This window comes from Caulobacter sp. NIBR2454 (assembly GCF_027474405.1).
Lineage (GTDB): Bacteria > Pseudomonadota > Alphaproteobacteria > Caulobacterales > Caulobacteraceae > Caulobacter.
Genome location: NZ_CP114871.1, coordinates 3,681,558 through 3,700,225, shown reverse-complemented (window position 1 = coordinate 3,700,225; position 18,668 = coordinate 3,681,558). Strand labels below are relative to the sequence as shown.

At 66.6% G+C, this 18,668-nt stretch carries 20 protein-coding genes; 9 read left to right on the top strand and 11 right to left on the bottom strand.

Going from position 1 to position 18,668, the window contains the following annotated elements; genetic code table 11:
* Positions 1–400: 400 nt before the first annotated feature.
* The 4 genes from rpsT to mutM all read right to left on the bottom strand — a co-directional run bounded on the left by rpsT (position 401) and on the right by mutM (position 3,340).
* A complete protein-coding gene (gene rpsT, locus O5K31_RS17800; protein ID WP_269715085.1) occupies positions 401–673 on the bottom strand; it encodes a 30S ribosomal protein S20 in 273 nt (90 codons plus the stop codon).
* 105 nt (positions 674–778) lie between these two features.
* A complete protein-coding gene (locus O5K31_RS17795; protein ID WP_269715084.1) occupies positions 779–1,555 on the bottom strand; it encodes an enoyl-CoA hydratase in 777 nt (258 codons plus the stop codon).
* 44 nt (positions 1,556–1,599) lie between these two features.
* Entirely contained in the window at positions 1,600–2,472 is an 873-nt protein-coding gene (locus O5K31_RS17790) for a TraB/GumN family protein (RefSeq protein ID WP_269715083.1), read from the bottom strand.
* Positions 2,473–2,476: 4 nt separating this feature from the next.
* Positions 2,477–3,340, bottom strand: a complete 864-nt coding sequence (gene mutM, locus O5K31_RS17785; protein ID WP_269715082.1) for a bifunctional DNA-formamidopyrimidine glycosylase/DNA-(apurinic or apyrimidinic site) lyase — start codon at positions 3,338–3,340, stop codon at positions 2,477–2,479.
* A 57-nt stretch (positions 3,341–3,397) separates the two neighbouring features.
* Between mutM and O5K31_RS17780 the strand changes: the two genes are divergently transcribed.
* Both O5K31_RS17780 and ubiB read left to right on the top strand, forming a co-directional pair.
* Positions 3,398–4,156, top strand: coding sequence for a class I SAM-dependent methyltransferase (locus O5K31_RS17780; protein WP_269715081.1), 759 nt, complete (start codon positions 3,398–3,400; stop codon positions 4,154–4,156).
* 4 nt (positions 4,157–4,160) lie between these two features.
* Positions 4,161–5,663, top strand: coding sequence for a 2-polyprenylphenol 6-hydroxylase (ubiB, locus tag O5K31_RS17775; protein WP_269715080.1), 1,503 nt, complete (start codon positions 4,161–4,163; stop codon positions 5,661–5,663).
* Positions 5,664–5,665: 2 nt separating this feature from the next.
* On the opposite strand, the gene O5K31_RS17770 is transcribed toward ubiB, so the two are convergent.
* On the bottom strand, positions 5,666–6,160 hold the full coding sequence (locus tag O5K31_RS17770; protein WP_269715079.1) for a hypothetical protein: 495 nt from the start codon (positions 6,158–6,160) through the stop codon (positions 5,666–5,668).
* Positions 6,161–6,323: 163 nt separating this feature from the next.
* Here O5K31_RS17770 and coaBC point away from each other — a divergent pair, with 163 nt between their 5' ends.
* Complete coding sequence (gene coaBC / locus O5K31_RS17765; protein WP_269715078.1) at positions 6,324–7,514, top strand: bifunctional phosphopantothenoylcysteine decarboxylase/phosphopantothenate--cysteine ligase CoaBC; 1,191 nt, start codon at positions 6,324–6,326, stop codon at positions 7,512–7,514.
* Complete coding sequence (dut, locus tag O5K31_RS17760) at positions 7,511–7,966, top strand: dUTP diphosphatase (protein WP_269715077.1); 456 nt, start codon at positions 7,511–7,513, stop codon at positions 7,964–7,966. The genes coaBC and dut overlap by 4 nt, the downstream gene beginning before the upstream one ends.
* Here the strand turns inward: dut and O5K31_RS17755 are convergent.
* Positions 7,963–9,243: a hypothetical protein gene (locus O5K31_RS17755; protein ID WP_269715076.1), complete on the bottom strand. Its 1,281-nt coding sequence runs from the start codon at positions 9,241–9,243 to the stop codon at positions 7,963–7,965. The genes dut and O5K31_RS17755 overlap by 4 nt on opposite strands.
* A 182-nt stretch (positions 9,244–9,425) precedes the next feature.
* Here O5K31_RS17755 and O5K31_RS17750 point away from each other — a divergent pair, with 182 nt between their 5' ends.
* From O5K31_RS17750 to O5K31_RS17740, 3 genes are read left to right on the top strand one after another with little or no spacing between them, the layout of a single operon-like run.
* Entirely contained in the window at positions 9,426–10,517 is a 1,092-nt protein-coding gene (locus O5K31_RS17750) for an HlyD family secretion protein (RefSeq protein ID WP_269715075.1), read from the top strand.
* Positions 10,518–10,538: 21 nt separating this feature from the next.
* Complete coding sequence (locus O5K31_RS17745) at positions 10,539–12,128, top strand: DHA2 family efflux MFS transporter permease subunit (protein WP_269715074.1); 1,590 nt, start codon at positions 10,539–10,541, stop codon at positions 12,126–12,128.
* Complete coding sequence (locus tag O5K31_RS17740; RefSeq protein ID WP_269715073.1) at positions 12,128–12,733, top strand: TetR/AcrR family transcriptional regulator; 606 nt, start codon at positions 12,128–12,130, stop codon at positions 12,731–12,733. The genes O5K31_RS17745 and O5K31_RS17740 overlap by 1 nt, the downstream gene beginning before the upstream one ends.
* Here the strand turns inward: O5K31_RS17740 and O5K31_RS17735 are convergent.
* From O5K31_RS17735 to O5K31_RS17720, 4 genes are all read right to left on the bottom strand, one after another.
* On the bottom strand, positions 12,730–13,545 hold the full coding sequence (locus tag O5K31_RS17735) for an enoyl-ACP reductase FabI (protein ID WP_269715072.1): 816 nt from the start codon (positions 13,543–13,545) through the stop codon (positions 12,730–12,732). The genes O5K31_RS17740 and O5K31_RS17735 overlap by 4 nt on opposite strands.
* 83 nt (positions 13,546–13,628) lie before the next feature.
* Positions 13,629–14,846 carry a beta-ketoacyl-ACP synthase I gene (fabB, locus tag O5K31_RS17730; protein WP_269715071.1) on the bottom strand — a complete coding sequence of 406 codons (1,218 nt, stop codon included), beginning with the start codon at positions 14,844–14,846 and terminating at the stop codon, positions 13,629–13,631.
* 58 nt (positions 14,847–14,904) lie between these two features.
* A complete protein-coding gene (gene fabA / locus O5K31_RS17725; protein WP_269715070.1) occupies positions 14,905–15,441 on the bottom strand; it encodes a 3-hydroxyacyl-[acyl-carrier-protein] dehydratase FabA in 537 nt (178 codons plus the stop codon).
* Positions 15,442–15,510: 69 nt separating this feature from the next.
* Entirely contained in the window at positions 15,511–16,041 is a 531-nt protein-coding gene (locus O5K31_RS17720; RefSeq protein ID WP_442867739.1) for an SH3 domain-containing protein, read from the bottom strand.
* A gap of 117 nt (positions 16,042–16,158) precedes the next feature.
* On the opposite strand from O5K31_RS17720, the gene O5K31_RS17715 reads away from it, so the two are divergent.
* On the top strand, positions 16,159–17,145 hold the full coding sequence (locus O5K31_RS17715) for a 2-hydroxyacid dehydrogenase (protein ID WP_269715069.1): 987 nt from the start codon (positions 16,159–16,161) through the stop codon (positions 17,143–17,145).
* Between the two features lie 6 nt (positions 17,146–17,151).
* Here the strand turns inward: O5K31_RS17715 and O5K31_RS17710 are convergent, their stop codons facing one another.
* Positions 17,152–17,919, bottom strand: a complete 768-nt coding sequence (locus tag O5K31_RS17710) for a sulfite exporter TauE/SafE family protein (RefSeq protein WP_269715068.1) — start codon at positions 17,917–17,919, stop codon at positions 17,152–17,154.
* 182 nt (positions 17,920–18,101) lie between these two features.
* On the opposite strand from O5K31_RS17710, the gene rimP reads away from it, so the two are divergent.
* Positions 18,102–18,668 (top strand): ribosome maturation factor RimP, encoded by a 567-nt coding sequence (gene rimP / locus O5K31_RS17705; protein ID WP_269715067.1) that lies wholly within the window; start codon positions 18,102–18,104, stop codon positions 18,666–18,668.

Sequence of the window (18,668 nt, the reverse complement as noted above, 5' to 3'; positions counted from 1 at the left end):
AAGCCCCACCGCAAAATCCCGCCCTCCGCCAACAACAGCCGCCGCGCCCCCACGCAGGCGGACTTGTCGTACCCAATTGGCCACAAAAACCCGACCGCCGAACGCATATGCGCCCGCCGCCGCCTGTTCTCATTCCGCTTGGGATGGAAGGTCGTCTTAGCTCTCAGAGTATTCAGCGGCCCCTCCCGGTCAAACGGAAAACTTGCCGCTAGACGCGGATATTTCTGTTGACTCAAGCGCGGGCTAGAGCCGCCAAGGGCGGGGCCATTTTCCGGTTAAGCTTACGCTGTTCGTTATGTCGCACGGGCCCGATTTGGGCGCGAAAAAGCCGGCCGGGCCACAGGCCCAACCGGCTTCAAAATCGTAGAAAGTCCGGGCGCGGTAAGGCGCCGGTTGTTTTTTAGGCGGCGGTCGCCAGCTTCTTGAGCTGGGCGGCCAGACGCGAAACCTTGCGGGCGCCGGTGTTCTTGTGAACCACGCCCTTGGACACCGCGCGCATCAGCTCCGATTGAGCCTCAACGAAAGCGGCCTTGGCTTGGCCAGCATCGCCAGCGGCGAGCGCGTCTTCGAACTTGCGCAGGAACGTGCGGACGCGCGAGCGGCGAGCCTTGTTCACTTCGGTGCGGCGTTCGATCTTGCGGATCGCCTTCTTGGCGCCGGGATTATTGGCCATAGGGCTTTGGACCTTCAAACGGACAAGCGCTCAAGACTGGCATCCTGGGCGCGGCAAATCAGAGCGGGCGCATATAGCCGAAGGCCAAGCGCCGGTCAACGCGCATCAGCGGCCTTTGAACGCCGGCTTCCGCTTTTCGACGAAGGCCCCCATGCCCTCCTTCTGATCCTCGAAGGCGAAGAGGGAGTGGAACAGTCGCCGCTCCAGCTTCACCCCCTGGGTCAGGGTGGTCTCGTACGCGGCCTCGACCAGTTCCTTGTTCATCATCACCGCCAGGGGCGATTGGCTGGCGATCTTGCGCGCGATGGTCATCACCTCTTCGATCAATCCGTCGGCGGGAACCACCCGGCTGACCAGGCCCGCGCGCTCGGCCTCGGCGGCGTCCATCATCCGGCCGGTCAGGATCATGTCCATGGCCTTGGACTTGCCCACCAGACGTGTCAGGCGCTGTGTGCCGCCGATGCCGGGGGCGACGCCCAGGTTGATCTCGGGTTGGCCGAACTTGGCGCTGTCGGCGGCGATGATGAAGTCGCACATCATGGCCAGTTCGCAGCCGCCGCCCAGGGCGTAGCCGGAGACCGCCGCAATGATCGGTTTGCGGAAGCGCTCGATCGCATTGGCGCCGGCGGTGAAGAAGTCGGCCTTGAACATGTCCGCATAGGACTGGCCGGCCATCTCCTTGATGTCGGCCCCGGCCGCGAAGGCCTTGGCCGAGCCGGTCAGCACCACGCAGCCTACGGCCTCGTCGGCCTCCGCGGCGGCCAGGGCCTGGCCTAGCTCGGCCAGCAGAGCGGTGTTGAGCGCGTTCAGGGCGTCCGGCCGGTTCAGGCGGATCAGGGCGACGCCGTCGGAGATCTCCACGATCAGGGTCTCATAGGCCATGGCGGGTTCCTTTTTATTATGTCGGCTTATTATTCGGCCGAGGTCTAAGGACCTTCGACCTTGAATCCTAGCGCCCGAAGGCGGGCGGGCAGTCCGTCGCGGCCCACCAGATGGCCGGCGCCGACCACGATCACCGTCTCGCCTGACCCGGCCATGCGGGCCTTGATCGTCTCGATCCACCGGGTGTTTCGATCGACGATCAGGCGGCGATAGAGCACGGGCGACGCCTCGCGGATGGGATCCAGGGCCTCGGTCTCCAGGGTGCGGATGTCGCCGGCGGCCCAGGCCTGGACCAGCTCGTCATAGGCGCCGGGACCTTCGGCCAGTTCATCGAGAGTCTGGCGCAGGGAAGCGACCTGTGCTTCCTGGGGCGTGTCGGCCAGGATGGCGATCTGCTGTTCTGGGGTCTCGAACGCACGCCGCGCCGCCGAGGCGGGAGCCGTGCGCTCGATCACCGTCTCCACGCCTTCGGCCCTGCTGGCGCTGCTCTGCATGAACATGGCGTTGGCCAGGGACACCTCCGCCAGCCACGGCTGCAGATACTGAAGCACCGCCATAGGCAGCCCCAGGTCCTCGGCGGTCTTGCGCAGCCGCGCGCCGTCCGCGGGGCCGAGCAGCCCGGTCAGGGTCTGGCCGGCGGGCAGGTAGCCGCGGGCCATAGCGGCTTGGCCCACCTGGGCTTGGCTGGCGGCGTCCATGGGCAGCTCGAACCACAGGTCGTCGGCCTTGGCCAGGGCGGCGTCGAGCGCGTCCGGCCGCCAGTCCACCCCCGGGGGCAGGATATGCATGGATCCGAAGATCACGATCTCGGAGTCGGCGTCGCGCACGATCCATACCGGCGGCATGGCGGCGGCGCTGGACGGAAGCGAGCAGGCGGCGAGGAAAAGCGCGCAAAGCGAGACGAGGGAGCGGACCAATCGATCAGACCTGACACACGGGACAATAGAATGTGGATCGTCCCGCCTGCACCTGCCGGTCGATGACGCCCTTGCAGCCGTCATTAAGGCACGGCTCGCCCTCCCGGTCATAGACCCGGAAGCGATGCTGGAAATAGCCAAGCGCCCCATCGGTGGCCGCGAAGTCCTTCAGGGTCGAGCCGCCGGCCTCAACCGCTTCCGCCAGAACGTCCTTGATGATGGTCACCAGGGGCTCCAGCCGCTTTCGGGCTATGCCGCCCGCCGACTTGAAAGGCGAGATGCGGGAACGGTTCAGCGCTTCGCACACATAGATATTGCCCAGCCCCGCCACGATACGCTGGTCCAGCAGCAGGGTCTTGGGTCCCTGTTTGCGCCCCTTGAAGGCCTTCACGAGGACCTCGGCGTCCAGATCCGGCCCCAGGGGTTCGGGACCCATGCCCTTGAACCACGGGTGCTCGGCCAGTTGTTCGGTGGGGATCAGGTCCATGAAGCCGAAGCGACGCGGGTCGTAATAGGTGATCTTCACGCCCGCCTCGGTCTCGAACACCACATGGGCGTGCTTTTGCGAGGGCAGGACGGTCTCGACGAACTCGCCCGGCGTGACGGTGCGGCCATGATCCTCGATCTCGAACCGGCCCGTCATGCCCAAGTGCGCCACCAGGGTGTCGCCACGGTCCAGCGGCATCAGCAGATACTTGGCGCGCCGATCCAGTTTCAGGACGGTCGCTCCGGTCAGGCGCTGGACGAAGCCGTCAGGCAGGGGAAAGCGCAGATCGGGCCGGTTGGCCTTGACCCGCTTCAGCCGCGCCCCGGCCAGGACGGGCTCCAGGCCCCGGCGGACCGTCTCGACTTCGGGCAGTTCGGGCATGAATTCCCTTGTCTCTAATAGATGACGCGGCGGGCCCGCCGGTCTAAAGCTGCCGCCATGACCAAGAGCTCCGCCAGCTTCGGATATCAGGACGTCGATCCGGCCGAAAAGCCGAAACTCGTTCGCGGCGTCTTCGACCGCGTCGCCAAGAACTACGACTTGATGAACGACCTGATGAGCGGGGGCGTCCACCGACTGTGGAAGGACGCCGTCGCCGCCCGCCTCAATCCTCAGCCGGGCGAGGTGATCGTCGATTGCGCGGGGGGCACCGGCGACATGGCCCGCCGCTTCTCCAAGATGGCCCGCGCCGCCCAGGAGCGCCGGGGCGGCCCCGACGCACGCGTCTTCGTGGTCGACTACAACGCCGAAATGATCGCCGCCGGTCGTGAAAAGGGCTCGGAGCCTGAAATGGCCTGGGCCGTGGGCGACGCCCAGCACTTGCCCCTGCCGGACAATTTCGCCGACGCCTATGTGATCAGCTTCGGCATCCGTAACGTCACCGACATCGACGCGGCTCTGCGTGACGCGCGCCGGGTGCTCAAGCCCGGCGGCCGGTTCCTGTGCCTTGAGTTCTCGCGCCCGACCACCGAGGCGCTGCAAAAGGCCTATGACGCCTATTCTTTCAAGGTGATCCCGCAGGTCGGCGAATGGGTCGCCAAGGACCGCGACGCCTATCAGTACCTAGTCGAAAGCATCCGCCGCTTCCCCGATCAGCGCACCTTCGCCGGCATGATGGAGACTGCGGGCTTTGGCCGCGTGACCATCACCAACTTCATCGGCGGCGTCGCCGCGCTGCACCAGGGCTGGAAGCTCTAGCCGCATGGGCCAGATCGCCGCCTTCTTCCGGCTGCTGGCCGCCGGCTGGGCGCTGGCCCGCGCCGACGCCCTCATCCCGCGCGAGCTCGACCCGATCCTGCCGCCGTCGCTCAAGGCGCTGGCCCGGTTCATCCGCCTGTTCTCGGGCATGGAGGCCAAGTATGGCCGCCCCGGTCAGCGCCTGGCGCGCTCGCTGGAGAAGCTGGGCCCCGTGGCCATCAAACTGGGCCAGTTCCTGTCGACCCGCGCCGATATGTTCGGGACGCAGTTCGCCGAAGACCTCGGCCGTCTGAAGGATCGCCTCGATCCCTTCCCCCTGGAGATCGCCCGCGCCGAGGTCGAGCGGGCGCTGGGCCGCCCAGTAAGCGAGGCCTTCACCAGCTTTGGTCCGCCGATCGCCGCCGCTTCCATCGCCCAAGCCCATCCCGCGACCCTGCCGGATGGCCGCAAGGTGGCGGTGAAGGTCCTGCGCCCCGGCATCGAACGTCGCGTGGCCGACGAGTCCGCCGCCCTGCGCCTGGCCGCCCGTCTGGCCGAACGCTTCGCCCCCGCATCGCGCCGGCTGGAGCCGGTGCTGTTCGTGGAGACGGTGATCCGCTCCCTGGTGCTCGAGCTGGATCTGCGCCTGGAGGCGGCGGCCGCCGCCGAGCTGGGTGAGGTGATGAATCGCGACGGCTACATGCGCGCGCCGGCCGTGGTCTGGGACGGCGTCGGCAAACGCGCCCTGACCCTGGAATGGGCTACGGGTTTGGCCCTGTCAGAAGCCGCCGCCCTCGACCAGCCGGGCCTGGACCGGTCCCTGCTGGCCGACAACCTGATCCGCGCCTTTCTGTCCCAGGCCCTCGACCACGGCGTCTTCCACGCTGATCTGCACGAGGGCAATCTCTTCGTGGCCGCGCCCTCTATCCTGACGGCGGTGGATTTCGGCATCGTCGGGCGATTGGGTCCAGCCGAGCGGAAGTATCTGGCCGAAATTCTCTATGGCTTCCTGCAACGCGACTATGTTCGTGTGGCTCAGGTCCATTTCGACGCCGGCTATGTGCCTCTGACCCATGACGTCAACGCTTTCGCTCAGGCCCTGCGGGCTGTGGGGGAGGCCGTGTTCGGCCGGCCGGCCAACGAAGTCTCCATGGGCCGCCTGCTGGCCCAGTTGTTCGAGATCACCGCCCTGTTCGACATGCGCTTGCGCCCCGAACTTGTGCTGCTCCAAAAGACCATGGTCACGGTGGAGGGCGTCGCCCGCCGCCTGGATCCCAGCCACGACCTTTGGGCCGCGGCAGACCCGGTGGTGCGCCGCTGGATCACCCGCGAGCTTTCGCCCGTGGCCAAGGTCCGTGACTTCGTCGACGACGCGGTTGCGGCCATGCGCTCTCTGCGCCGCCTCGCGGAGGGCGGCCAGACGACGGTGGTCGTGGCCCCGGATCGCGGCGCCCCGGCCCTGGTCTGGTTCGCGGTGGGAGCGGCGACCGCCGGGGTCGCCTTCCTCGTCGCGCTCTGGTTCGGCTGAGCCTATTCGGCCTGACCGCGGTCGCGACGGGCCAGACGAGTGGAGCGTTCAGCCTCCCTGGTCTTCTGTTCCGCCCAATAGGCCTCACCCTCGCGCGGCCTGAACATGGTGCGCGGCGTGCCGTCCTTGGCCGCTACGGCGAAGACATTGTCCCCGACGTCGTAGATCAGGACGTCGCCGTTGGCCCGCTTCAGAGTCTGAACCCCCTTGGGCGGGTTCTCCACGAAGTCGCGGGCCATGCGGGCGAAATCTTCCGGGCTCTTGGCGCCGAAGTCCTCACCATTGCGCTCGAAAGCCCGCTGAACGTTCTCTTCGGCGGTGTAGCGGCGGCTGGCGGTCCAGATGGGCTTGCCGTCCAGTTGGGGGACGGGCGCCTCGCGCGCGTCCGCCCGCTCGTAGGTTGCGGGCGCGGATGTATGGCCAGAAGTCGTCGCCTGGTCACGGCTGGGGATCGCGGTCGCGCCGCCGTCGCAGGCCGCAAGAACGAGCGCTGACACATAAATTGCTGTCTTCGCCGGTGAGAACACACTCAGAACCATCGCTTCCTCCGCATTTACAACCCAAACGGGTGTTATGGAACGAAGTAAGAACAAACTTTGCCGTTTGTCCAGCGGGCGGCATCGCCTAAAGACGCAGGCGAACCCGCAGGGAGGCTTGGCCTTGAGCGAGAAGCGCGTCCTTCTGATCGTTGGCGGCGGCATAGCGGCCTACAAGGCGCTGGAGCTGACCCGCCTGCTCCGCAAGGCGGGCGTGGCCGTGCGGCCGATCCTAACCCGCGCCGGCGCCGAGTTCGTCACCCCGCTGTCGCTGTCGGCCCTGGCCGAGGACAAGGTCTATTCGGAGCTATTCTCCCTCACCGACGAAGCGGAGATGGGCCATATCGAGCTGTCGCGCTCGGCCGACCTGATCGTGGTCGCGCCGGCCACCGCCGACCTGATGGCCAAGGCCGCCACGGGCCGGGCGGACGATCTGGCCTCCACCACCCTGCTGGCCACCGACACGCCGATCCTGATGGCGCCGGCCATGAACGTTCGCATGTGGGAGCATCCCGCCACCAAACGGAACCTGGCGCAGTTGAAGGCCGACGGGGTCGCCTTTGTGGGGCCGGACGAAGGCGCCATGGCCTGCGGCGAGTTCGGCGAAGGCCGCCTGGCCGAGCCGCCCGTGATCTTTCAGGCCGTGATGGGTCTGCTGGAAGGCGATCGGCCGCTGGCCGGCAAGCGCGCCCTGGTCACCGCCGGCCCCACGGTGGAGGCGATTGACCCCGTGCGCCTGCTGACCAACCGCTCCAGCGGCAAGCAGGGCTACGCCATCGCGACCGCCCTGGCGCGGCTGGGCGCCGAGGTGACCCTGGTCTCCGGCCCCACCGGCCTGCCCGCGCCCGTCGGCGTGAAACGGGTGGATGTAGAGAGCGCGCGTGAGATGCTCGCGGCCTGCCAGTCCGCTCTGCCTGCGGACGTGGCTGTGTTCGTGGCCGCCGTCGCCGACTGGCGGCCGGACGAGGCCTTTGGCGTCAAGCTGAAGAAGGGCAAGGACGGCCCGCCCGCCCTGCATCTGGTTGAAAACCCCGACATCCTGGCGAGCCTGGCCGCCTCCGGTCCGCAGCGGCCGAAACTGGTGGTCGGCTTCGCCGCCGAGACCAACGACGTCGAGAACCATGCCCGCGCCAAGCTGGCGCGCAAGGGCTGTGACTGGATCATCGCCAATGACGTCAGCGAGCCCGGCGTCATGGGCGGCGAGGAGAACGCCGTGCTTCTCATTACCAAGACCGAAACCGAACGCTGGGACCGCGCATCCAAGGACGCCGTCGCCCGCCAGATCGCCGAACGCATTTCAAAGGCCCTTGCATGACCCCGACCATACCCATTGTCCGCCTCGCTCACGCCGAAGGCCTGCCTCTGCCGGCCTATGAGACCGAGCACGCGGCGGGCATGGACCTGCGGGCGGCGGTGACCGACGAAGAGCCGATGACCCTGAAACCCGGCGTCCGGGCCATGGTCCCGACGGGCCTGTCCTTCGCCGTGCCGGCGGGTTTCGAGGCCCAGGTGCGGCCCCGTTCGGGCCTGGCCGCCAAGGCCGGGATCACCTGCCTCAACACGCCGGGCACCATCGACGCCGACTATCGTGGCGAGGTGAAGGTCGTCCTGATCAATCTCGGCGAAGAGGACTTCATCATCCGCCGCGGCGACCGCATCGCCCAGCTGGTGATCGCTCCGGTGGCCAAGGCCGCCTGGAGCGAAGTTGAGAGCCTGGAAGAAACCGCCCGCGGGGCCGGCGGCTTTGGCTCCACCGGCCGGGGCTAGTCCAGCAGGTCGGACGGCAGGGTCGGTTCCGACAGGATCGCCTCCATGGCCTTCCAGCGGGCGGCGGGGTCGCTTCCAGCCCGCTCGACCTTGGCCTTCACCATCTCCTGGCCGGTGACGTAGTTCAGCACATAGCTGCGATAGCCTTCCGAGAAGCGGATGCTCTGTTCGGCGCGGGCGCGTGAGACCAGCTGGTACTTCTGCATAAGGCCGATGGCCGTCTCCCGGTCGATCTTGCCGTTCAGCAGGTCGGCCGTGATGGTCAGGCGCGCGCCGCCCAGCCCGCTCAGCGCCTCGCGCAGAGTTCCGTAGGCGGCGGCCGTCTTGGGATCCAGGCCGGCCAGGGGGTAGAGCGTCTTGGCCTCGAACGCCGTGCGTTGCTCGCCGGGGAAGGCCAGGTCGATGCCGTAGTTGCCCTCGCCCTCGGCGATCAGGGATAGGGGCGAGAACAGCGGATAGACCGAGAACTCGACCCAACCGCGCTCCCTGACCAGCCGGTCCTCGAGCAGGGCGTTGTGGGTGTGGTGGCCAGGATAGCCCTCGTGGCAACCCAGATCGACCGCGCGGTCGATGAAGATCGGCAGGTCGGTGTTCACCTGGATCAGACTGTGAGCCTTGCCCTGGTACCAGTTGTAGCCGGACCAGCTCTTGTCAGTGACGAACTCCAGGACAAAGGACTCCTCGGCCGGCAGCCGGATGTGGGCGGCCGTCCGCGCCCGGCATTCGGCGATGGCGGCGCGCATCACCGGCTCCAGCCGGTCCTTGGGGATGGCGTAGCGCATCTTGAAGGCGTCCACCCGATCAGCCAGCGGCCCGTCGCCGGGAACCACCGCCTCGATCCTGGCCAGGAGCGGGTCGTAGGCCGACAGGGGCTTGAGCGGCGGATTGACGCCGAACAGGGCCTGCGCCTCTTCGGCGAAGCTCGGCTTGGCGCCATTGATCATGCCGATGCGGAACTTCACGGCCTTGATCTGGGCGGCGAGGAAGGCGCGGCGCTTCTTCTCGATGTCGGTCAGTGTCTTGGGATTGACCGCCTCCACCACCGCCGTCAGGCGGTCGGCCTCCGCCGCCAGGGCGGGCAAGCTGGACTTGCTCGCCTTCACCGCCTCGCGAATGTCGGCGGGGCCATAATAGGCGTCCACATAGCCGTCTTCATGCTCCCCGACGCCCAGGACCAGCTTCACATAAGCCGTCGCCGCGTCGTCCAGCGGGGCGCGGGCGGCGGCCGGGAAGGCGGCGCAGAGGGAAAGCAGCAGGGCGGTCAGCAGGCGGCGCATGGACCATCTCCGAAAGGGCGGTCGCACGGTACCCGGACGCCCGCCGTTCGAAAATCCTAGTCATGGCTTCTTGATTAGTGGACGCACGCGTCCATTTTTCATTGCATCGCAGCGAAACGGGGTTTAAAGCCCCGACTGACGCTGCGTCTATGCAGCGTTAAGATCGTCCGAGGGATGGGCCGATGGCCGAAGTTCGCAAGAAAAAGCTGGTTCCGATGGTTGTCGCCGGCGCGACGGCCTTGGCTGTCGTCATCGGCGGCGGCATGTGGTGGATCGACAAGCAGCACTTCGAGGCGACCGACAACGCGTTCGTCCAGGCCGACACGGTTCAGGTCAGCCCGCAGGTCGGCGGCTATGTGGCCGAGGTCCTGGTGGCCGATAACCAGCAGGTCCAGGCTGGACAGGTCCTGGCCCGTATCGACGCCTCCACTTTCCAGTCCAAGCTCGATCAGGCCATGGCCAACGCCGCCGCCCTCGACGCCGCCGTACGGAACGTCGACGACCGCGCCGCCCTCGAACAGGCGATGATCGCCCAGCGTGCGGCCGGTGTGGAAAGCGCCCGCGCCGACGCCAGCCGCGCTCGCGCCGATCTCAATCGCTATGACGCTCTGGCCAAGCAAGGCTGGGTCTCGACCCAGAAACTGCAGACCGAACGCGCCAGCACGGTGCAGTCCGACGCCGCTGTCGCCCAGGCTCAGGCTGCGCTGGAGGCCGAGCGCCGCACCGCCGAGTCCCTCGGCTCGACCCGCGCCCAGACCTTGGCTCAGGCGGTCGCCGCCCAGGCCGCCGTGCAGCAGGCCCGCATCGATCTGGAGCGCACCGTCATCCGCGCTCCCGTCGCCGGCGTGGTCGGCGCCCGTTCGCTGCGACCTGGCCAACTGGTCCAGCCGGGCCAGGCCCTGATGTCGGTGGTGCCGCTAAGCCAGACCTACATCGTCGCCAATTTCAAGGAGACGCAGGTCGCACGCCTGCGCATCGGCCAGCCGGTCGAGATCAAGGCCGACGCCTTCGGCAAGGAGAAGATCGAAGGCAAGGTCGAAAGCTTCGCGCCCGCCACCGGACAGGAGTTCGCCCTGATCCCGGTCGAGAACGCCGTGGGCAACTTCACCAAGATCACCCAGCGCCTGCCGGTTCGCATCGCTGTGGAGCGTAAGGGAACAGCCGCCGGCGGTCTGCGCCCCGGTCTTTCGGTCGAGGTGAAGGTCGATGTCCGCGACAAGTCCGGCCAAGGCTTCGCCGACGCCGGCGCCGTCCATCAGACCGCCAGCCGCTAAGGCCGGGGCAAGGAGCGCGCCATGAGCGACGCCGCCATTCCCGCCGGGCGCCCCGCCGCGGCGCCAGGAGTCGAGACCGACTGGGCCAAGCTTTTCCTGGGCTTCGGCGCCATGGTCATCGGCCAGTTCATGGCCATTCTCGATATCCAGATCGTCTCGGCGTCCCTGCCGCAGATCCAGGCCGGGGTCGGCGCCAGCGCCGATCAGGTCAGCTGGATCCAGACCGCCTATCTGATCCCCGAAGTGGTGATGATCCCGCTCTCGGGCTACCTGTCGCGCCTGTGGGGCACGCGGCCGGTCTATCTGGCCTCGTGCCTGGGCTTTGTGGTGATGAGCATCCTCACGGGCCTGTCGACCAGCATCGATATGATGATCCTGACCCGCGCCCTGCAGGGGTTCATCGGCGGAGCCATGATCCCCACGGTGTTCGCGGTCGCCTTCACCGCCTTTCCGCCAGAGCGTCGCGTGACCGCCAGCGTCATCATGGGCCTGATCGTCACCTTGGCTCCGACCGTGGGTCCAACCCTGGGCGGTCACCTGACCGAGTGGTTCAACTGGCGCGCCCTGTTCTTCATCAACGTGCCGATCGGTGTCATCGTTCTGTTCGGCGTGGCTCGCTGGGGCGACTTCGACAAGGGCGACCCGAGCCTTGCCAAGGGCTTTGACTGGTTCGGCCTGGCGGTGATGGCCATCTTCCTGATGAGCATGCAGTTCGTCCTGGAGGAAGGCGCCAAGGAGAACTGGTTCGAGGACTCCTACGTCCTGTGGCTGACCGTGGTCGCGGTGATCGGCGCGGCGACCTTTATCTGGCGGCAGCTGACCTATTACCGGCCGATCGTCGAGCTGAAGGCCTTCGGCAACCGCAACTTCGTGATCGGCGTCGTGATGACGGCCGTGTCGGGGGCCAGCCTGTTCGGCGGCACCTTCCTGCTGCCGCAGTACCTGGCCCGCATCCGCAACTTCTCGTCGGCGGAGATCGGCACGACCATGATCATCTCCGGCCTTTCGATGTTCATCACAGGCCCGATCGCAGGCCGTATCGTGCGGACCATGGACCCACGTATCCCGATGTTCGTCGGCTTCCTGCTGGCGGGCTGGGGCATGTGGATGGCCCATACGGTTACTGACGACTGGGGCTTCTGGGAGTTCACCGGCGTTCAGGCCTTTCGGGGCATCGGGGTGATGATCGCCATGATCGCCACCCAGACCGTGACCATGAGCACCTTGCCGCCCTCGATGGTGAAGAACGCCTCGGGTCTGGTGAACCTGTTCCGCAACACCGGCGGTGCGGTGGGCCTGGCCCTGCTGTCGACGACGATCACCCAGCAAAGCGCGCTCTATTACAGCGACATGTCGTCCAAGGTCGGCGCCTCCGACCCGCAGATCCAGAACATGATGCTTGGCCTGACCGCGCGCATGCAGCAGCTGGGCGTGGCGGATCCTGAAGGCGCCACGTTCAAGGCGCTGTATGGCATGATGTATAAACAGGCGTCTGTCCTGGCCTTTGGCGACGCCTTCGCCATGCTCGCCGTGGGCTGCTTCATCGCCGCCTTCGTGGCCCTGCTGGCGGCCCCGTCCAAGGGCGCCGCGCCGCCGGCGGATGCGCACTGATGCCCCGGGTCGCCGGACAGATAGACGAGGCCAAGACCGAAGCCATCCTGGAGGCGGCGGCCGACGTCTTCGCCGAGCGCGGCCTGGCCGCGCCCATGGAGGTGATCGCCAGGCGGGCGGGGGTGTCCAAACAGACGCTCTACAACCGCTATCGCGGAAAGAACGAGCTGGTGCGGGCACTGGTCATCCAGAAGTCGGACCAGATCATCGGGTCGCTCCACGCCCGCGACGCCCAAGCCGAGCCGCGCGAGGTGCTGGCCGACTTCGCCCGCACCATCCTCAACCTGGCCAACTCCAAGTCGCCTGTGTTTCTGCGGACGATCATCCAGAGCGCGGGCGAGATGCCGGATCTGGCGCGAGAGGTCTTTGAGGCCGGACCGCTGCGCTCACGTCTGGAGCTGGCGGCCTATCTCGCCGAGCAGGCGCGGGCCGGCCGCCTGGCGGTCGACGAGCCCGAGCAGGCGGCGGAATTCTTCGCGGGGATGGTCAGCGGCCAGCGTCAGCTGCGGGCGCTGCTGGGTCTCAATCCGCCCATGTCGCCCGAGCAGATCGACAGCCTCGCTCGTGAGGCCGCCGATCGTTTCGTGAAGGCTTACGCCCCTTAGGCCTCAACTTCGTCAGGCATGCCCATCATGTGGAAGCCCGCGTCCACGTGGACCACTTCACCGGTGGTCGAGCGTCCCAGATCCGAAACCAGCCACAGGGCGCAGCCGGCGACCCCCTCCATCGAGGTGTCCTCCTTCAGCGCCGAGAAGGCGCGGCCCTGGGCGATCATGCCGCGGCCGCCGCTGATGCCGGCCAAGGACAGGGTGCGCATGGCCCCGGCCGAGATGGCGTTGACCCGGATTCCCTTGGGTCCCAGGTCGCGGGCGATGTAGCGGGTCGAGGCTTCCAGGGCCGCCTTGGCCACGCCCATGGTGTTGTAGTTCGGGATGGTCCGTTCCGACCCCAGATAGGTCATGGTGATCATCGAGCCGCCGTCGGGCATGATCTTGGAAGCGCGCTTGGCCACGTCCACGAAGCTGAAGGCCGAGATGTTCATGGCCGTCAGGAAGCCCTCGCGGGTGGTGTTGTCCACGAACGAGCCTTTCAGCTCGTCCTTATTGGCGAAAGCCACCGAGTGAACCACGAAGTCCAGCTTGCCGAAGGTCTTCTCGATCTGGGCGAAGGCGGCGTCCATGGAGGCGTCGTCGGTGACATCGGCCTGGATCAGGGTGTTGACGCCGATGCTTTCGGCCAAGGGGCGCACGCGGCGCTCCAGGCCCTCGCCCATATAGGTGAAGGCCATCTCAGCGCCCTGGGCGGCCAGCTGGCTGGCGATGCCCCAGGCGATCGAGTTGTGGTTGGCCACGCCCATGACCAGGCCCTTCTTGCCCTTCATGAGGTCGCCCTTGGGGAAGGTGTATTCGTCAGCCATGGCTCGGCGTCCCTTGAATGGGTGTCGTTGAACGGCGCTTTTAGGAGCAAGGCGCCGTGCTTGGAAAGCGTCGTTCGCGTTCGCTAGACGTCCAGACGGCTCATGATCAGGCAGCCATTGGTGCCGCCGAAGCCAAAGCTGTTGGACATGACCGTGCCGATCGCCTGATCCGCCCGCTTGCGCAGGATGGGCAGGTCGGCGAATTCCGGATCCAGGTTCTCGATGTGCGCGCTTTCGGTCGCGAAGCCATTCTGCATCATCAGGATCGAGTAGATCGCCTCCTGCGCGCCGGCGGCGCCCAGGCTGTGGCCGGTCAGGGACTTGGTCGACGAGATCAGCGGCGCCTTGTCGCCGAACACCTCGCGCACCGCGCCCATCTCCTTACTGTCGCCGACCGGCGTCGAGGTGCCGTGCGGGTTCAGATAGTCGATGGCGCGACCGCCGGCGTCGGCCATGGCCAGACGCATGCAGCGGGCGGCGCCCTCGCCCGAGGGGGCGACCATGTCGAAGCCGTCCGAATTGGCCGCGTAGCCGACCACTTCGCCGTAGATCTTGGCGCCGCGCGCCTTGGCGTGCTCGAGCTCCTCAAGGACCAGGATGCCTGCGCCGCCAGCGATCACGAAGCCGTCGCGATCCTTGTCATAGGCGCGACTGGCCACGGCGGGCGTGTCGTTGAAGTGGCTCGACATGGCGCCCATGGCGTCGAACAGGTTCGACAGGCTCCAGTCGATCTCTTCGGTCCCGCCCGCGAAGACGATGTCCTGCTTGCCCATGGCGATCTGCTCGTAGCCTGAGCCGACGCAATGGGTGGAGGTGGCGCAGGCCGAGCTGATCGAGAAATTCAGGCCGCGGATCTTGAACCAGGTGGCCAGGGTGGCCGACGGACCCGAGCTCATGGCCTTGGGCACCGCGAACGGACCGATGCGCTTGGGGCCTTTTTCCTTGGTGATCTCGGCGGCCTGGATAATGGCCTGGGTGGACGGGCCGCCCGAGCCGACGATCAGGCCGGTGCGCTCGTTGGAGACTTCTGACTCTTCCAGCCCGGAGTCGGCGATGGCCTGCTCCATGGCGATGTGGGCGAAAGCCGTGCCCTGGGCCAGAAACCGCGCGGCGCGACGGTCGACCATGGATTCCCAGTCAATCTGCGGCGCGGCCTCGACCTGGCTGCGGAAGCCAAGCTCCGCATAGGTGGGGGCGGCGCGCACGCCGGACTTGGCCTCCCGCAGGGACGCAAGCACTTCATTGGCGTTGTTGCCGATCGACGAGACGATGCCGATACCGGTGACCACGACGCGACGCATATCTATTCCTCTTCTCCCACCCAAGTTTCCGGCTCTGCGGCCAGTTCGGTTGATTGGATCAGGACGCCATCTGTTCGGCGGTGAACAGACCGACCTTCAGGTCCTTGGTCTCATAGATGGGCTTGCCATCCGCCTCCATGACACCGTCGCCGATACCCATGACGAGCTTGCGCATGATGACCCGCTTCAGGTCGATCTTGTAGACCACCTTCTTCACGTCCGGGGTCACCTGGCCGGTGAACTTCACCTCGCCCACGCCCAGGGCGCGCCCGCGGCCCGGCGCCCCGGACCAGCCCAGGAAAAAGCCGACCAGCTGCCACATGGCGTCCAGGCCCAGGCAGCCCGGCATTACCGGGTCGCCGATGAAGTGGCAGTCGAAGAACCATAGCGACGGATCGATATCGAACTCGGCCTCGACATAGCCCTTGCCGTAGGCCCCGCCGTCCGCCTCGATGCGGACGATGCGGTTGAACATCAGCATCGGCGGGACCGGCAGTTGGGCGTTGCCCGGGCCGAACATCTCGCCGCGGCCGCAGGCCAGCAACTCCTCGAAGTCGTAGGCGCTTTTGCGGACGTGTTGGTCGCTGACCGTCATTATTCCATCTCTTCAGGGGCGAACAATGTCGCCGAAACGTCCCGCCCTAGCACGTTGATGCAACGCGCCTCAACGGCATTGGGTTTTCGACGCGGTTCCCCAGACTGCGTTTTCCGGCACCCAACCCCTGCGGCCGCCGGCCTTTACCCGGCACCAGCCGTCCTCGCACTTGTCCAATGAAGCGATGGCCTGACCGCTCAGATAGGCGTCGGTCTTGGCCTCAAGCCGGGGTTGGGCCCGCATGGCGACGGGCTGGTTTTCCACGCGCATGACGGTGCGGCGGCCGTCGGTCACCCGGCCCTTGATCCAGGCCAGGCCGCCCTGCGGATCGCAGACGCGCCGCCAGTCGCGGGTTTCGGCCACCACCTGCACCGGCAGGCCCTTGGCTCGATAGACCCACAGCACCTTGTGATCCTCGCCCGGCCCGGCGCGGGCGTTCACTTCGTCGAACTTGAGGGCCACATAGCGCGGAACGGGCAGGCCCGAAGGCCCGATCCGGCCCTTCTGGACCTCGGTCTCCTTCTGGCAGGCGCTCAGCAGCAGGGCTGTGACCATCGAAAAGGCCAGGGCCGCCGCTTTGCGCGCCTTCCCTTGGGTCATGCCATTTCCGAACGCCACCTTGCTTTGCCCTCCGCAAACCGTCTGATACTGGTCAGGAATACAAAAAGGCCGAACGGCCGAATAACTCCTGCGCAGAGAGCTTCTTTCAGACCGCCGATGGCCGCCCGCAAGCCCAAAGTCGTCGTTACGCGAAAACTCCCCGATCCGGTCGAGACCCGGATGCGCGAGCTTTTCGACACCGAACTCAATCTCGACGACACGCCGATGTCCGTCGATCAGCTGGTCGACGCCATGAATCGCGCCGACGTGCTCGTGCCCACCATCACCGACCGGATCGACTCGCGGCTGCTGTCGCGGGCTGGTGAACAGCTCAAGCTGATCGCCAATTTCGGGGCCGGGGTCGATAATGTGGACGTGGCCACCGCCAATGCGCGCGGGATCATCGTCACCAACACGCCGGGCGTGCTGACCGAAGACACCGCCGATCTGACCATGAGCCTGATCATGGCCGCCGCCCGCCGGGTGGTGGAGGGGGCCAATGTCGTCCAGAGCGGCGACTTCACCGGCTGGTCGCCGACCTGGATGCTGGGGCGCCGCATCTGGGGCAAGCGTCTGGGGATCATCGGCATGGGCCGGATCGGCCAGGCCCTGGGCCGCCGGGCCAAGGCCTTTGGCATGCAGGTCCACTATCACAACCGCAAACCGGTCAGCCCGCGTATCGCCGACGAGCTGGGCGCCACCTACTGGGAAAGCCTGGACCAGATGCTCGCCCGCATGGACGTCATCTCGGTCAACTGCCCGCACACCCCGGCCACCTATCACCTGCTGTCGGCCCGCCGGTTGAAATTGCTGCGGTCGGACGCCATCGTGGTCAACACCGCCCGGGGTGAGGTGATCGACGAGGGGGCCCTGGCCAACATGCTGGCCCGTGGCGAAATCGCCGGCGCCGGCCTGGACGTCTATGAGCATGAGCCGGCGATCAACCCCAAGCTGCTCAAGCTGCCCAATGTCGTGCTGCTGCCCCACATGGGCTCGGCCACGGTCGAAGGCCGCATCGACATGGGCGAGAAGGTCATCGTCAACATCAAGACCTTCATGGACGGCCACCGCCCGCCGGACCGCGTCATCCCCTCGATGCTCTGAGGCCGGTCAGAACAGGCCGGCCGCACCGTCCCAGACCAGCTTGGCGCCGACGATCACTAGCAGCACATAGATGAAGCGGTAAAAGCCCTCGGCCGGCACCTTGCGCACCAGGACCACCCCGGCCCAGGTGGCGGCGACCGCGAAGGGCAGCAAGACCCCGGCGGCGCTCAGGCTGTCGCGGTTGATCTGGCCCAGGGCGAAATAGGCCGGGACCTTCATCCAGTTCACCACCGCGAAGAAAACCGCGCTGGTTCCGATGAACAGGTCGCGCGCCAGCCGCTTGGGCAGCACATACATCTGGAAAGGCGGCCCGCCCGCGTGGGCGATCTGGCTGGTGAAGCCCGCCGCCACGCCGCAGATCGCGCCGAGCACCGGCGAGTTTTTTGTGCCCTGAATCTCGGCCGCAGCCTTCACTGCACGCTCGGCCCATAGACGCTGCAGGGCGAAGACGATCGACACCGCTCCCACCGCCAGCTCCACCGCCGCCGAAGAGACGAACGCGGCCAGGGAAAATCCCATAGCGATCCCCACCGCGGCGCTGGGGAGCAGTAGCTTGAGGATTTCGAAGTCCACCGTCTTTCGAAACGCCCACACCCCGACCACGTCCTGCACCAGCAGGATCGGCAGAATGATCGAGGCGGCCTGGACCGGCGGCATGATCAGGGTCATCAGTGGCACCGCCACCACCCCGACCCCGGCGAAACCGCCCTTGGCCAGACCAAGAATGATCACGGCGGGTATCGCAACGGCGTAGAAGATGGGGTCGGTCAGCATGTGGCCGACTTGTGGTCCCGCCCCTCCCCTGCGTGCAAGGCGGAAATGACCGCTGTAAGGGGGATTTGCTCTCCCGCCCCTCCGGCGCTATATTCATCGCAACATCGTCCGTTAGCGCTGGATAGCGCTTTCGAGCGGCGGCGAAAGCCCGCCGCTTTTTTGTTGGCTGAAAGAGGTCAAGCTTGCGCGGGAGAACCGCTGAAGACCGCCAGCTCGTGGAGCTGCTCGATCCGGTGGCCGAGGCCGTCGGTTACGAGATCGTCCGTCTTCGCCTGATGGCGGGGAAAGAGCAGCGGCGCCTGCAGATCATGGCCGAGCGGCCGGATGGCGACATGAATGTCGAGGATTGCGCCCGCCTGTCGCGCGCGATCTCCGAGCTGCTCGACGTCCAGGATCCGATCAGCGGCGAGTACGTGCTGGAAGTCTCCAGCCCGGGCATCGACCGCCCCCTGACCCGCCTGAAGGACTTCGAAACCTATGAAGGTCTTGAGGCGCGCCTGGAGCTGGATCGTCTGGCCGACGGCCGCAAGCGCTTCAAGGGCATCCTGACCGGGGTCGAGGACGACAACATCTGCATCGACCTGGAAGGCGAGGAAGAGACCGCTCTGGTTCCCTTCGCCTGGGTGGTCGAGGCCAAGCTCGTCCTTAACGACGTGCTGATGAAACGTGGGGCCGACCAAAGGGCGGCCCGCATCGAAAATGAACAAGCTTCTTCCGCCGATGATGCGGAAATGAGTGAAGAGGACTGA

What these genes read in the sequence shown, in the direction of transcription:
- ubiB (WP_269715080.1), top strand. Translation starts at nt 4,161, where the DNA reads ATGGGCCAGATCGCCGCCTTCTTCCGGCTGCTGGCCGCCGGCTGGGCG.
- O5K31_RS17735 (WP_269715072.1), bottom strand. Translation starts at nt 13,545, where the DNA reads ATGGCTGACGAATACACCTTCCCCAAGGGCGACCTCATGAAGGGCAAG.
- mutM (WP_269715082.1), bottom strand. Translation starts at nt 3,340, where the DNA reads ATGCCCGAACTGCCCGAAGTCGAGACGGTCCGCCGGGGCCTGGAGCCC.
- O5K31_RS17750 (WP_269715075.1), top strand. Translation starts at nt 9,426, where the DNA reads ATGGCCGAAGTTCGCAAGAAAAAGCTGGTTCCGATGGTTGTCGCCGGC.
- O5K31_RS17795 (WP_269715084.1), bottom strand. Translation starts at nt 1,555, where the DNA reads ATGGCCTATGAGACCCTGATCGTGGAGATCTCCGACGGCGTCGCCCTG.
- O5K31_RS17745 (WP_269715074.1), top strand. Translation starts at nt 10,539, where the DNA reads ATGAGCGACGCCGCCATTCCCGCCGGGCGCCCCGCCGCGGCGCCAGGA.
- rpsT (WP_269715085.1), bottom strand. Translation starts at nt 673, where the DNA reads ATGGCCAATAATCCCGGCGCCAAGAAGGCGATCCGCAAGATCGAACGC.
- O5K31_RS17720 (WP_442867739.1), bottom strand. Translation starts at nt 16,041, where the DNA reads ATGACCCAAGGGAAGGCGCGCAAAGCGGCGGCCCTGGCCTTTTCGATG.
- O5K31_RS17715 (WP_269715069.1), top strand. Translation starts at nt 16,159, where the DNA reads ATGGCCGCCCGCAAGCCCAAAGTCGTCGTTACGCGAAAACTCCCCGAT.
- O5K31_RS17755 (WP_269715076.1), bottom strand. Translation starts at nt 9,243, where the DNA reads ATGCGCCGCCTGCTGACCGCCCTGCTGCTTTCCCTCTGCGCCGCCTTC.
- O5K31_RS17710 (WP_269715068.1), bottom strand. Translation starts at nt 17,919, where the DNA reads ATGCTGACCGACCCCATCTTCTACGCCGTTGCGATACCCGCCGTGATC.
- O5K31_RS17740 (WP_269715073.1), top strand. Translation starts at nt 12,128, where the DNA reads ATGCCCCGGGTCGCCGGACAGATAGACGAGGCCAAGACCGAAGCCATC.
- O5K31_RS17780 (WP_269715081.1), top strand. Translation starts at nt 3,398, where the DNA reads ATGACCAAGAGCTCCGCCAGCTTCGGATATCAGGACGTCGATCCGGCC.
- fabB (WP_269715071.1), bottom strand. Translation starts at nt 14,846, where the DNA reads ATGCGTCGCGTCGTGGTCACCGGTATCGGCATCGTCTCGTCGATCGGC.
- fabA (WP_269715070.1), bottom strand. Translation starts at nt 15,441, where the DNA reads ATGACGGTCAGCGACCAACACGTCCGCAAAAGCGCCTACGACTTCGAG.
- dut (WP_269715077.1), top strand. Translation starts at nt 7,511, where the DNA reads ATGACCCCGACCATACCCATTGTCCGCCTCGCTCACGCCGAAGGCCTG.